The organism is Corynebacterium drakensteinense (assembly GCF_041224285.1).
Taxonomy (GTDB): domain Bacteria; phylum Actinomycetota; class Actinomycetes; order Mycobacteriales; family Mycobacteriaceae; genus Corynebacterium.
The window spans coordinates 63,041-76,268 of the sequence record NZ_JAXOFP010000009.1 but is presented as its reverse complement, the minus strand read 5'-3'; the positions used below and the strand labels follow the sequence as shown (position 1 = coordinate 76,268).

The 13,228-nt window shown below is 56.6% G+C and carries 8 protein-coding genes; 5 read left to right on the top strand and 3 right to left on the bottom strand.

The window, feature by feature from the left end; translation table 11 throughout:
* Positions 1-98 precede the first annotated feature (98 nt).
* Positions 99-1,304 (bottom strand): imidazolonepropionase, encoded by a 1,206-nt coding sequence (hutI, locus tag U1140_RS06730; protein WP_369846765.1) that lies wholly within the window; start codon positions 1,302-1,304, stop codon positions 99-101.
* A 42-nt stretch (positions 1,305-1,346) separates the two neighbouring features.
* The gene (hutH, locus tag U1140_RS06725) at positions 1,347-2,933 is read right to left on the bottom strand and encodes a histidine ammonia-lyase (protein ID WP_369846764.1); all 1,587 of its coding nucleotides are present in this window, start codon (positions 2,931-2,933) and stop codon (positions 1,347-1,349) included.
* A gap of 352 nt (positions 2,934-3,285) precedes the next feature.
* Here hutH and hutG point away from each other — a divergent pair, with 352 nt between their 5' ends.
* Complete coding sequence (gene hutG, locus U1140_RS06720) at positions 3,286-4,242, top strand: formimidoylglutamase (RefSeq protein ID WP_369846763.1); 957 nt, start codon at positions 3,286-3,288, stop codon at positions 4,240-4,242.
* 57 nt (positions 4,243-4,299) lie between these two features.
* Complete coding sequence (locus tag U1140_RS06715; RefSeq protein WP_369846762.1) at positions 4,300-5,655, top strand: Na+/H+ antiporter family protein; 1,356 nt, start codon at positions 4,300-4,302, stop codon at positions 5,653-5,655.
* A 16-nt stretch (positions 5,656-5,671) separates the two neighbouring features.
* Here U1140_RS06715 and U1140_RS06710 read toward each other — a convergent pair whose 3' ends face one another.
* Entirely contained in the window at positions 5,672-7,117 is a 1,446-nt protein-coding gene (locus tag U1140_RS06710) for an alanine/glycine:cation symporter family protein (RefSeq protein ID WP_369846761.1), read from the bottom strand.
* A 99-nt stretch (positions 7,118-7,216) separates the two neighbouring features.
* Here U1140_RS06710 and U1140_RS06705 point away from each other — a divergent pair, with 99 nt between their 5' ends.
* The 3 genes from U1140_RS06705 to U1140_RS06695 all read left to right on the top strand — a co-directional run bounded on the left by U1140_RS06705 (position 7,217) and on the right by U1140_RS06695 (position 13,200).
* On the top strand, positions 7,217-8,140 hold the full coding sequence (locus U1140_RS06705) for an ABC transporter ATP-binding protein (protein WP_369846760.1): 924 nt from the start codon (positions 7,217-7,219) through the stop codon (positions 8,138-8,140).
* On the top strand, positions 8,140-9,798 hold the full coding sequence (locus U1140_RS06700; RefSeq protein WP_369846759.1) for a hypothetical protein: 1,659 nt from the start codon (positions 8,140-8,142) through the stop codon (positions 9,796-9,798). The genes U1140_RS06705 and U1140_RS06700 overlap by 1 nt, the downstream gene beginning before the upstream one ends.
* A 531-nt stretch (positions 9,799-10,329) precedes the next feature.
* Positions 10,330-13,200 carry a choice-of-anchor M domain-containing protein gene (locus U1140_RS06695; RefSeq protein WP_369846758.1) on the top strand — a complete coding sequence of 957 codons (2,871 nt, stop codon included), beginning with the start codon at positions 10,330-10,332 and terminating at the stop codon, positions 13,198-13,200.
* The last annotated feature ends 28 nt before the right edge of the window (positions 13,201-13,228 follow it).

The following is a 13,228-nucleotide window of genomic DNA, read 5'->3' as shown; positions in this document are numbered from 1 at the left end:
ACAGGCGCCGCGCAGCCCAGGCTTAAATTCGAGCCGCGCGAATTTGCGATGTTTCACGTGAAACATCGATTTTTTGTGCCACGGTATCGGCTTCGCGGTTACGCCGCGCTGAAGACTTCTACCCCATCTTTATAGGTGCGGTAAGTCGCAGGCATGCCCGGGCGGTAGGCCAGCTCAATGGCGTTGGTGAAGTTCAGCACGTGCAAATCAGCGGATGCACCAACTACCAAGCTGCCACGACCCGGCCGTCCCTGGCCGTCCTTACCATCCTCGCCTGGGTTCCGGCGCAAGGCCTTCGCCCCACCCAAGGTGGCGGCCTCGATGGCTTCGTCCAGGCTGAGATCTTGCTGCAACACCGCAGTGGTCACGCAGTAGTTCATCGACGACGTATACGACGTTCCTGGGTTCAGGTTCGATGCGATCGCGACGGTAACGCCGGCATCCAACAGCTGGCGTGCCGGGGCGAGGTCTTGTTTCGTCGACAAGTCACAGGCCGGAAGCACCGTGGCGACGGTGTCGCTGTTGGCGAGTGCGTGGATATCGTCGTCAGACAGGTAGTTCACGTGATCCACCGAGGCTGCACCGATTTCTACGGCCAGCCGCACACCAGGGCCTTGCTGCAGCTGGTTGCCGTGCACGCGCGGGTGCAGTCCGCGCTTCTTGCCGGCCTCTAGGACCTTCCGGGATTGTTCCTCGTTGAACGCACCCGTCTCACAGAAAACATCGATCCAACCGGCATAAGGCTCGACGGCATCCAGCATCGGGCCGACAACTTCCTCGAGGTAGTCTTCTGCTTCTGCTCCTGGTGGCACCAGGTGGGCTCCCAAGAAAGTCACGTCGTCGATTCCCCCACTGGCGACCTCAGCGGCCAGGGCTTCGGATTCGGTGTTGAGCCCATAGCCGGTCTTGGTTTCGATCGTGGTCGTGCCACCCGCGTGGCAACCGGCGATGCGTTCCTGCAACAGCTGCTCGAGCCGCTCTCGCCCGGCACTCCGTGTGGCTTCCATGGTGGTCGCGATCCCGCCGGCGGAATAGGATTCGCCCGCCATGCGCGCTTCGAATTCAGCGGCCCGGTTGCCGTCAAAAATCATGTGGGTATGTGAATCTACCCATCCCGGTAGGACCGCGCGGCCGCCGAGATCGATCTTCTTGTCGACGCTAGCTGCGACTTCGTCGGGCAGCTCATCGAAGGCACCGACCCAGACGATCACCCCGTCCTTGTCGGAGACGAGTGCACCGTTGTTAATGGTGCCGGCTGCAGATACCGTGCGCAGTTCGCTGATGTTGTGGAAAAGTTGCGTCATGATTCCTTCCTGGTGCTTGTCGTTCGTGTTGTGATTACGCGGTTAGTCCAGCGTGCCGACGGCAGCTTCTACGCTGGCGACCAGGCTGCCGTCTGCGACCAGCTGGTGGGCATAAGCAATCTCCGGTGCCAGGTAACGGTCGGTGGTGGGGCCTTCTACCCCTTCGCGCAGCTTTGCGACGGCGGCCTTGGTGCCGGGTGCGGATTCAGATCCAGCCTCGGTGCAGCGCATGGTGATCGCACGGGCGGCGGTCAGGTATTCGATGGCAAGTACGCGCTGCAGCCCGTCGACAGAGGTGCGGAGTTTGCGGGCGGCGGACCAGCCCATGGACACGTGATCTTCCTGCATTGCGGACGACGGGATGGAATCCGCCGAGGCCGGGTTTGCGGCGCGTTTGAGCTCTGAGACAATTCCGGCCTGGGTGTATTGCGCGATCATGTGGCCGGAATCGACGCCTGGGTCGTCGGCAAGAAAGGCGGGCAGGCCACGGTTGCGTGCGGTATCCAGGAAGCGATCGGTACGGCGCTCAGAAATCGAGGCGAGGTCAGCGGCGACTATAGCCAAAAAGTCCAGCACATAAGCTACTGGCGCGCCGTGGAAGTTACCGTTCGAGCGCACTTCCCCATCGATGACGACGGGGTTGTCGACGGCTGCGGCGAGTTCTCGTTCGGCGACGGTGATCGCGTGGGTAATGGTATCGCGGAATCCACCGGTGACCTGCGGTGAGCAACGCACCGAATAAGCGTCCTGCACCTGGGTTTGCTGGAAATCTGCCTGTGCGGCGTCCAGCAGCGGCGAATTGGCGGCGACGGTGCGGATGTTGCGGGCGGATGCGGCTTGGCCTGGGTGTGGGCGTAGTTGCTGCAACTTATCATCGAAGACCGACAGTGTGCCATTAAGACCTTCGACGGTAAGTGCGGTGGAGATATCGGCAACTTTCGCGAGTTGCTGCAGATCGTTGATGGCCAAGCAGAGCATGCCGAGCATTCCGTCGGTGCCGTTGATCAGCGCGAGGCCTTCTTTTTCTTCCAGCACTAGCGGCTTGATGCCAGCATCGGCCAGGGCGGAGCCCGCCGATTGGGTTTCTTGCGCCCCGCGGACCCGGACATCGCCCTCCCCCAGCAAGGCGAGCGCGCAGTGCGACAGCGGCGCGAGGTCACCAGAACAGCCCAGTGAGCCGTATTCATAAACGACGGGCGTAATCCCCGCATTCAGTACAGCGGCGTAGGTCTCTGCAACCACGGGGCGTACACCGGTATGGCCGGTGCACAGCGTCGACAAGCGAAGCAGCATCAACGCGCGAATGACTTCCTCTTCTACTTCTGGGCCAGAGCCTGCGGCGTGAGAGCGCACTAGAGAGCGCTGCAGTTGCGCGCGCATCTCGTGCGGAATGTGGCGGCGTGCCAGAGCACCAAAGCCGGTGGAAACGCCATAGACCGGGGTTGGTTCATTGGCGAGGTCATCGATGCGGCTGCGGGTTGCGGCGATCTTGTCGAGTGATTCTTGCGAAATCTCCACCGCTGCCCCACCGCGGGCGACCGCGACGACGTCGTCGATGCTTAACGCACCGATGCCGACGGTGACGGTGTGGTTGGCACGGTGGGTGTTTGTCGAAGTTTGTGCAGTCATAACGCTCTCCTTCGTTGTTGGATTGGTTCGTTGCTTGATTAGTTCGTCGTTGGATTAGTTGGGGTTGCTGCGTGCTGCGTGCTGTGTTCTGTGTGTTCGGAGTTTGACTGTGTGGGGTCGGTTTGATGCTGTGAGGTTAATCAGTGGGTACGGATTGGCTCTTGTGTACTACAGCATTATTTTAGTGCCGGTCTCGGAACACCGCTAAGTGATTTGTCTTGGATACCAGACTTCTAGATTTGGGTGGTTGCCCGACTACCCAGTCATTATTATTTCGTCACAGTGATGAAAACGCGGTGATTGTGGGAACCACACCCCTCGAAGTCACAATTGTTCTGATTAGACTTGCGGTATGAGCAAATTTGAGTGGAATGGACGCGTTGACGGACCTGGCCCAGAACATGCCCGTTGGCATTCGGTTATTGATACAGAATTCCCTCTGGACGGCGCTTCCGATGTGCGCCCGGGTGCGGTGTTGATTGGTTTTTCCTCTGACGAGGGTGTTCGTCGTAATGGTGGCCGTCAAGGTGCGGCAGCTGGACCGGATGAACTTCGCCAGGCACTTGGTGGATTGGCCATCCATGATGACTTCCCTCGCTATGACGCAGGAACGGTCAGCTATGAAAGCCGTGATTTAGAAGCCGGTCAGGAGGAACTATCGCAGCGGGTTGCTGATGTGGTGTGCGCTGGCCACCTTCCGGTGATTTTAGGGGGCGGACACGAAACTGCTTTCGCGTCGCACCGTGGCCTCGTGCGCGGATTAAAAAATGAAAAAACTGAGGCCATTGAAAGCCTTGGGATTTTTAATTTAGATGCCCATTTTGATTTACGCGAAGCTGACGAACCGACCTCCGGTACCCCGTTTCGGCAAATTTCCGAAATTGCTGGAGATGATTTTTCCTACACAGTGTGGGGAATTTCCTCAGCAAATAACACCCGAGTACTATTTGAAACCGCGGAACGGCTCGGTGTTGAATATTTGCTTGATGAAGATTTAGCGAAGCTAACAGTAAAAGAAGCCACTGAGATCGCGTTTGAAAAATCAAAAGATTTTAAAAACATACACCTTAGTATTGACTTAGATGTACTTCCGGCATCGGTGGCGCCGGGAGTGTCTGCTCCAGCTGCACTCGGCGTTGAAGCCTTCAAGGTGCACGCGATGGCATTGGCCCTGGCACAGACCGGAAAACTGCGACTGGTTGACGTCGTTGAGCTGAACCCAAAGTATGATGTGGATTCTCGGACAGCCAAGCTAGCAGCCCGCATGATTCACGATATTGTTGCTGCGCATGGCGCAGTTCAGAAATAACGCGAAAAATCAGCGGCGGCTATTACTATCTAGGATAAACGTGTTAAAAATAACACTATGAATGCAGTAATAATCGCCGTGGTGGTCATGCTTGGCTTGGCCATCGCCCGCGTACACGTAGTACTAGCCTTGCTTATTGGTGCAATCGTCGGCGGACTCGTCGGCGGGCTAGGCATCGATGGTTCCTTTGTCGCTTTCCAAGATGGTATCGGCAATGGTGCTTCCATCGCACTGAATTATGCCTTGCTGGGTGCGTTCGCGCTGGCGATCGCGAACGCGGGTCTCCCCCGGCTGCTGGCCGAGTCCATCATTAACCGAATCGACGCAGAAAATGACGCGGCAAAAGAAAAAGCAGTCGCCGTCGCCAAGTGGCTCACCGTCGCCGGCCTGTTGCTGATGGCGATCATGTCGCAGAACCTGGTTCCCGTCCACATCGCCTTCATCCCGTTGATCGTTCCCCCACTGTTGTCGGTGCTCAATAAAATGCAGGTCGATCGCCGACTGATTACCTGTGTGTTGACCTTCGGTTTGGTTACCACCTATTTCTTCGTCCCGGTGGGATTCGGCAATATCTACATGAACGACATTCTGCGTGGCAATATCATCGACGCAGGAATGCCAGAAGCGAACGATATTTCTGTCATGCAGGCGATGGCTATCCCGGCACTCGGCATGCTGGTCGGTATGTTGTTTGCGGTTTTCGTCACCTACCGCGGAAAGCGCTCTTACCAGGAAATTCCTATTTCCGAGGATGCTGCGAAGGCCATTGAGATTTCGCGCTACCGCATCACCATCTCCATCATTGCGTTGATCGCCACCTTCGCTGTGCAAATCGTGCTGCAATACTTGGGTTCGGATGCCGACAGCCTGCTGGCGGGCGCGCTGGTGGGCTTGGCTATCATGCTGGTCTTCCGTGGCGTGGATTGGAAGAAATCAGACGATATCTACACCGAAGGTATGCGCATGATGGCGCTGATCGGTTTCATCATGATCACCGCACAGGGCTTCGCCTCCGTGATGGCGGAGACCGGAGACGTGGAAACCCTGGTGGAAGCGACCGCGAATGCCTTCGACGGCAACAAAGCGCTGGCTTCGCTGGCGATGCTGCTGGTGGGCCTTATCGTCACCATGGGTATCGGTTCGTCCTTTTCGACGCTGCCGATCATCTCCACCATCTACGTTCCGCTGTGTATCTCACTGGGCTTTTCGCCACTGGCCACCGTCGCTCTGGTGGGTACGGCAGGTGCGCTTGGCGACGCTGGCTCCCCGGCATCCGATTCTACGTTGGGCCCAACATCCGGTTTAAATGCCGACGGCCAGCACGATCACATTCGCGATTCTGTTATCCCAACCTTCTTGCACTTCAACATTCCGCTGATCGCCTTCGGCTGGGCAGCGACGATGCTGCTGTAGCAGCATTGCGTGCCGGCTAAAACCTACTGCGCCAGGGGTTTTTCGTCTGCACGAGGAAGTTTTCTATATCCACCGGCTGCGCCCGCAGCGTCGGATCGAAATCCAGATAGGCCTTCGTCTCACGGGCGACGAGCCCGGATAGCAGCAGCAGGCCAATCAGGTTGGGCAGCGCCATCAGACCGTTCGCGATATCCGCGAAGGTCCACGCCAAGCCAATCTCGGTGGTTGCGCCGACATAGATCACGCAGGTAAACACCATGCGGTAGGGAACAGAAGCCCAGGCGCCGAAGGCCCGCTCGGCGCTGCGCTCTCCGTAATAGGACCACCCCAGGATCGTCGAAAAGGCGAAGAACACCACCGACAGCGAGACGATCGTGCCACCCCAATCGGAGCCGATGCCTGCGCTAAATGCGTCGGCAGTCATGTTGGCTGCATTGCTCTCGCCGGTTTCCCACACCCCAGTTGTCACGATGACTAGCCCAGTCATGGTGACCACGATGATGGTGTCGATGAAGGTTTGGGTCATAGAAACCAAGCCCTGGCGCACCGGGTGCGTGGTCTTGGCAGCCGCAGCAGCAATCGCCGCAGAACCCATGCCGGATTCATTAGAGAAGATACCGCGGGCGACACCCATCTGCATGGCCAGGATTATTCCCGCCCCGAGGAACCCGCCGGTGGCAGAGGTACCAGTGAACGCGTCGTTAAAGATCATGGCGAAAGCCGCCGGAATTTCGCTGGCGTGCATGACCAGCACAATGATCCCGCCGGTGAGGTAAATAATGATCATCAGCGGAACAAAAGCAGAGGTCACCTTGCCGATAGAACCGATGCCCCCAAGCAGAACCGCGCCGATGAGCACGAACATGATGACACCGGTAACCGTGGGGCTCACATCAAAGGTGTTTTCCAAACCAGCGGCGACGGCATTGCCCTGGGTGAGGTTTCCAATACCGAACGAGGCGATGATCGCTGCGATGGTGAAGAACCAGGCCAAGAATTTACCGAACCCGCCGGGGATTCCCTGGGAGAGGTAGCGTTGCGGACCGCCCGAGACTTTGCCCTTTGCATCGGCCACGCGGAAACGCACACCTAAAAACGCCTCTGAATATTTCGAGGCCATACCCAGCAACCCGGTGATCCACATCCAGAACAGAGCGCCCGGCCCACCGATGGAGATCGCTGTGGCCACACCGACGATATTTCCCACGCCGACGGTGGCGGCGAGGGCAGTGGTCAGCGCCTGGTATTGCGTGATGTCGCCTGCGCCGTCCGCATCATTCCGGTCGATCAGGCCGTGGCGCAGCGCCACCCCGAGCTTACGAAATTGCACGCCACGCAGCCGGATCGTGAGCCACAAGCCGGTGAATAACAGTAGGGGGATGAGGAACCACTGGCTCCAAATGAACTTGTCGATGCTATCCAGAACGTTCTGGAGTGAATCCGCGAATGAATTGTCTGCCATAAGCTACAGAGAATACGCACAACACCCTATTTACTTCTCTACTGGGTTGCTACGCTTTGAGTTGAAGCTATTATCTCAAGTAGAAAGCGTAGCCTAATCATGATTGACCCAACAGCGCCCGCCGGTCCTGCCTCCGGTGGGGGTTCTTCTGTGCAACCTGAATCATCTGCTTCTCACCTGCGATCTGGATCTGAGCCACACCCAAATGCCGCACTACAGCTGCAAGGTTTGAGCAAGTCTTACGGCGGCAAGGTCGTCGTGCGGGATATTAATCTTCGGGTTCCGCGTGGTAGCTTTTACGGCCTCGTCGGCCCGAATGGTTCGGGTAAGACGACCACCGTGCTGATGGCTACTGGCCTGCTCCGCCCCGATGCCGGCACTGCTCTGGTGTGTGGGCACAACGTGTGGGGTAGTACGGCAGAGGCCAATGCCGCGAAAGCTTCCTACGGGCTGCTTGCCGACGGTTTGCCGGTCTTTGACCGCCTGTCTGGGCAGGAATACTTGCACTACCTGGGCCTTCTGCGTGGCATCGACGAGCCGACGGTGGGGCAGCGCTCCCGCGAGTTGCTCGATGCACTGGATCTGAATGATTCTGCCAGCAAATTAATTGTGGATTATTCGGCCGGTATGACGAAGAAGATTCTGCTGGCCGGGGCACTGTTGCACCGCCCGGATATTCTCATCCTTGACGAGCCTTTCGAGGCCGTCGACCCGGTTTCTGCGACCACCATCCGGGAGATCTTGCGAGCCTATGTTGCCAGCTCCGGCACGGTGATTATGTCTTCGCACGTGATGGAAACGGTGGAAGCGTTGTGTGATCACGTCGCAGTGATCGGCAATAACCAGGTGCTTGCCGACGGCACGTTGGATGAGGTGCGCGCTGGTTCTAGCTTGAGCGAGCGTTTTGTGGAACTGGTCGGAGGGCGCCATCTGGCGGAAGGCTCACTGGAGTGGCTGGCTGGCGCGGGACAGAAAAGCTCTAGTGCCGACGACGCTGTCGATAACAATAAGGGGGAGCAGTAGTGAACCGCAGAGCACCAATCACCCACACGCAGACAGCAGCGCAGCCGTCGCTACGAGTATTCACTAGCTTGCACTGGAAGTTGTGGAAGCGGCATTTCAGTACGAATACTTCGCAAATTTTCATCGCCATAATAGTCGCGTTCTATTCTTTCCTGGGGCTGGTTGGCCTTGGCGCACTTACGCTGCTGGGAGCCGCTCTTGGTGATTTCATGCCCATGATCTATAGCCTGGCGGCGGGCACGGTGGGCTACTGGCTGGCGGCGTTGTTCATGCCGGCCGGAGAGAACCAAGTTGATCCTGCACGGCTGGCGGTGCTGCCGCTCACGGAAGCAGTGATGTTACGGGGCGCGGCGGCGACCTCACTGTTGACGGTGCGGGGCGTGCTGGCGATATTTAACTCATTGGTGATGATCGTGCTTGGTGCGGTTGGTTTGGTGCAGCACGGCAGTGGCTGGGGCATTGCGGTGTGGATACCGGCTGTGCTGGTTTCACTGGTGATCACCGTTGCTGGTGGGGAAGCCTTGGCGCGGTTGCTGGGAAGCGTAGGAAACCGCAAGAACAGTGAGAAAGCTGCGATGGCTAGCGCCCTGGGCTTCATCGTGGCGATCTTCGGTTTCAACGTTGTTGTCAACGGCAGTTCGGAATTTTCGCTGCCGTGGGATACTTTGCTGGCACTTGTGGCATGGACTCCGTTTGGTGCAGCACCAGGTGCGGCGGTCGCAGTGCTGCAGGCTCACTGGATAACCGCGCTGGTACAGGCTGCGATTGCAGCAGTGACGGTAGCGGTGGCGTGGCGCATGTGGCGCTGGGCGCTGCGACGTAATGCGCAGACCGTGACCGGCGATTCCGGGGCGGCAGCCACCGGGTCTGAGGCAGGAAGTGTCCTGTTGCCGGGGGTACGGGCGTCGGCAAGCGGGGCAGTGTTCTCCCTGACCTTGCGGTATTGGCGCCGCGATATTCGCTTTACCTACAGCCTGATAGTCATGCCACTGTTTTTGGTGATGGTGCTGGCACTGGGAGCGACTAATGGTCAGTCTGGTATGGCCTATGTGGCGGTGCTGTTTTTCGTGTTGTTTGCAGCGGGTATGACCGCGAATGCGTTGGGCTATGACGGGCCGTCGAACTGGGTGCACATGAGCGCTGGACTGGCGCCGCGCACGTTATTGTGGGCACGCACGCAGGCAGTGTTGCTGCTGACTCTGCCGACCTTGGTGATATACCTGGTGGTTTTGGCGATGTGGGGTACAGAGCTGACCACTGTGGTGGTGCTCGCGGTGATCGCGGGCTCGGCGGTGCTGCTGAATGCGGGGTTGGCGGCGCTGTTGGCAGTGTGGAATCCATTTCAGGTTTCCGCGCCGGGCACCAACCCGATGAAGGATAAATCGGGTTTTTCCGTTGGAGCGCTGATCATGATGCTCGTATCTGTGTTGTTGGTGTGGCTGCCGCTCGCGCCGGGGATCATCATGATGATTGTTGGCATGAACCGCGATGACGGTGGTGTCACACGGCTGTCCGGCTTGCCGACGTTGTTCTGGGCTGGGGTTGTTCTGAGTGTGCTTGTTGCGCTGGTGGGGCTTTGGCTGGGGCATGCTGCGGCCGCGAAACGCTTGGAAAAGCGGTGGCCGGAAATCTTTGCCAAGGTGCGGAATTTTTATTAAAACTGTGCGGGTGTAGCAGTTTTCTAAAGTACGGCAGCTTTCTACAGCTTCTACAGCACGAATATCTTTTGGAATGACCGGGCTGATCACGGTGGTGATGGGCCCGGTTTTATTGTGCCCTGATGTGCGTCACGGGTTATGAGACAAAAGTGTGTTTGGTCGGGGTGTCGACCAGAGTTTGGTCCCGTTTTGCAAATAGGCCTCTTGAAACTGGCCTTTTTCGTTCACTATTTGCAAAACGGGACCACAGACATGATTGTCGGCGATGGGCTAAGCGGGTGAAGAAGCAAAAGCGGGGGATATACGGAATATGCGACAAAAGTGTGTCTGGGGTTGCCTGCAAATCGGGGACAGTTAGTTTAGCTGCGTTCTCCGCGGCTGCATGGGTGCATGGGGGCATGCGCAGTTGTTGAGCTGTGCGGTTTTGCTGCTTTAAGCAGGAAGTTTTCAGACTTGTTGCAAACTATTTTCAGGTGGGTTATTTTTAACTAACCTCATTGGGAATGAGTTTCAATAAGAAAGGCTTTATTAGTGAAAACTTCAGATTTCTCTCATGCCGACGTGCGCGCTCAGGGGCGACGTTTTACGGTGTCTGCATCGCGTCGTTCGCGGATTCGTATCGCGGTGGCAGTAACCGCGGCCTTGAGCACCGTGTTTGCTGGTCTCCCTGCTGCTTCGGCAGGGCCTGATGATGGCAAACTCATCTTGACTGAACGCCACATTGATTCGCCTTATGTGGTCTCTGATAAGGCTGGGCACTACGACGTGCGCTCAAAGTATTCTGCACGTGTTGAGGGCGATTTTAAGGAAACAACTGCGGCTTTTGCGGAATCAGCATTGTGGATTGGTAAAGGTTGGGAAGATCAGGGAAAAAAGAAGGGGTCAAGGTATCAGATTACGTTGCCAGAAAACGGCGATTTTGATTTTATCGGCAAGCCCGGTGAGACGTACCTGGAAGCTCCACACGTAGCGTCCCGTAGCCACTCTGCGCCCATCTGGTACGGGTACGGCGCTGAAGAAGAGTTACCAGTTGCGGATATTCCGAGCGGGCGCGTGTCCTTGGATTTGCTCAGTGTCGATGGCCCAGGTGATATGGAGCAGTACAAATATGATCCGACCGATGACGTTGGGGTGACGAGGATTGTGGGTACCACGGATAGTTCAGCGCATTCCATTTCTATTAAACCTGCCGAGCACACCCACATAAAGACGCTTTTCACGAAACCAGGGCGTTATGAGTTGACCTATCGTGTGAGCTCGCTGGACAAAGACGGCAAGTTTACTGCCTCGGAGCCGCGTAAGCAGGTGATCCAGGTTGGTGGGCAACGGCCACTGGATACTCCAACCGAGTCGTTGGAAGATCGATTTAATAAGGCTCCGGATGGGGATGCCGCTGCTGCAAACTACCGTTTGAGCATTGCTCCAAAAACGGATCCGCAGGCCGATGGCGACGACAAACTTTCGACGATTGTTTTCGATGCCAACAATCCAAATGTTACGGGTACCGTGACGTTGTTCGTTGACGGTTACTTCCTGACTGATTTGCCAGTGAAAGATGGCAAAGCCACCTGGGATGAACAGTTGAGCCCAAAGCAGTCGGATATCCAGGCTGTCTTTACTCCGGATGCTGGCACTGCTCATTCCGAGAATGCTGGTGCAGAGGCCCCCGAAGAGTCGGTTGCTGCACCCGCGCCACGCTGGATTTCGGCTCCGTTGGTTTACTCGGCGGGCGAGATCAAAGAGACCACCAGCGCAGAAAAATCGGATTCTTTGCCACAGGGAAATAACAAGCGGGACATGAATATGCCGCAACCTGGCAGTACGTTGGCTAGTAAAGACATTGATGTGCGCTATGTCGCTGGCGACGGGGAAACTGTCACTTATTATCTAGAGGCCAAGGATCCGAATTTCCAAGGTTCATTCACCGGTGGAATTTTTGGGACGTCGGAAGATCTGGAAAAAGGTCGTGTATCGACGGAGTTGGAGGGTGCCATTGTTAACGGTAAAGGGCACGTCACGATTCCGAGTTGGCTCCAAGCGAGAGAAGGCCTGCTGTTTACCAGGGTGCTCCCGCATCCAGCTTACGGCTTGGCGAATGCTGAGGGGGTTATCACTGATAATTATGTCCGCGGTAACTCATACACAGGCACCCTGCAGCTAGGGGATAGCCCTGCTGGGCAAAAACCACATGATGGGGCAGCCGGTGGAGATAATTCTGATGCCCAACCACCTGCAGACAAAGAGCCGGAGTCTCCCGACGATTCACAAACCATCCCGGAGACTAATCCGGAGCACTCGGAAACTCCAGAAAACCCGGAGTCGCCAGAAAATGCACCAGGGGTTCCGGAGAAACCAGAATCTATCCCGGAAGACAACCCAGCTGTACAGCAAGGGCGCGGGATGTGCGTCGGCAAGCATCTTTTAGACGACGGGCACGTGGATATCTTGGCGAAGCACAAAGGTGATGGCTTGGACATCAGTCTCAAAGATGACACCCAAATTGTGGAAAGGAAAAACGTTGAGCGTCGGCTTGATGACGTTGCGCTTGTAGTTCCAGATAACACGAAACGAAATCGCGGAAAGTATTTCCAGGATGCGAAATTCGATTTTATGGGCAACCGGGAAGATGGCCATTATTTCTTGCCACTTACACAGCGCAAGGGGGTTATTTGGCCTGGTTATAACACCCAGCGCATAGATTTCGGCAAGATTGACGGTGCAGTGTCATTGAATTTGCAGCCGCGTGATGTCCCAGAAGGAGCAACCTGGGGCACCTATATCAACCATGATCTAGGGGAAGTGGATATTCTGTCTGATTCGACCCAGAATGATCACTCGATTGAATCGGTGCAAGCCACGCATACTCACATCAATTGGGTGTTTTCCGAGCCGGGTGTTTACACCTTTGATGCGAGCTATAGCGCTAAGCATAAAGACGGCCATGAAATGAAGTCCGAGAGCCAAGAATTTGTCATAACGGTGGGCAACGAAGCTTTGGAGACCTGCAAGGCACCGAAACCAGAAGCAGAGCAGGAAAGCAAGCCTGAGGGCAGCCCAGCTGAGCCCGCACCGGCACCTGGAAAGCCAGATGACGAGTCCAAGAAGCCGGAGGCTCCGAAAGACCCGAAGCCGGGCAAACCTACACCTGGAAAGCCCGAGAAGCCAGGTGCTCCGGAAGGCGGTAAGAAACCAGAATCTCCGAAGGATCCAGACAAGCAGTCCACGCCAGGCAGCTCGTCACCACAGGGCTTCTTCTCTAACTTCAATCCGGTTCATTTGCTAGCACCAGTGTTAGGCATCGCGTTCATTGCCCGGATGGTTGCATTGTTCTTCGAATTGCAGCCGCAGGTTGCAAACTTCTTTGCACAGAACCTGCCGGGATTGCCGAAGTGGGGAAAGTAGTGAAGAGCTAAAACACTTTCTCCACGGG

Coding starts and splice junctions, on each gene's coding strand:
- hutH (WP_369846764.1), bottom strand. CDS start 2,933: ATGACTGCACAAACTTCGACAAACACCCACCGTGCCAACCACACCGTC.
- hutG (WP_369846763.1), top strand. CDS start 3,286: ATGAGCAAATTTGAGTGGAATGGACGCGTTGACGGACCTGGCCCAGAA.
- U1140_RS06710 (WP_369846761.1), bottom strand. CDS start 7,117: ATGGCAGACAATTCATTCGCGGATTCACTCCAGAACGTTCTGGATAGC.
- hutI (WP_369846765.1), bottom strand. CDS start 1,304: ATGACGCAACTTTTCCACAACATCAGCGAACTGCGCACGGTATCTGCA.
- U1140_RS06715 (WP_369846762.1), top strand. CDS start 4,300: ATGAATGCAGTAATAATCGCCGTGGTGGTCATGCTTGGCTTGGCCATC.
- U1140_RS06705 (WP_369846760.1), top strand. CDS start 7,217: ATGATTGACCCAACAGCGCCCGCCGGTCCTGCCTCCGGTGGGGGTTCT.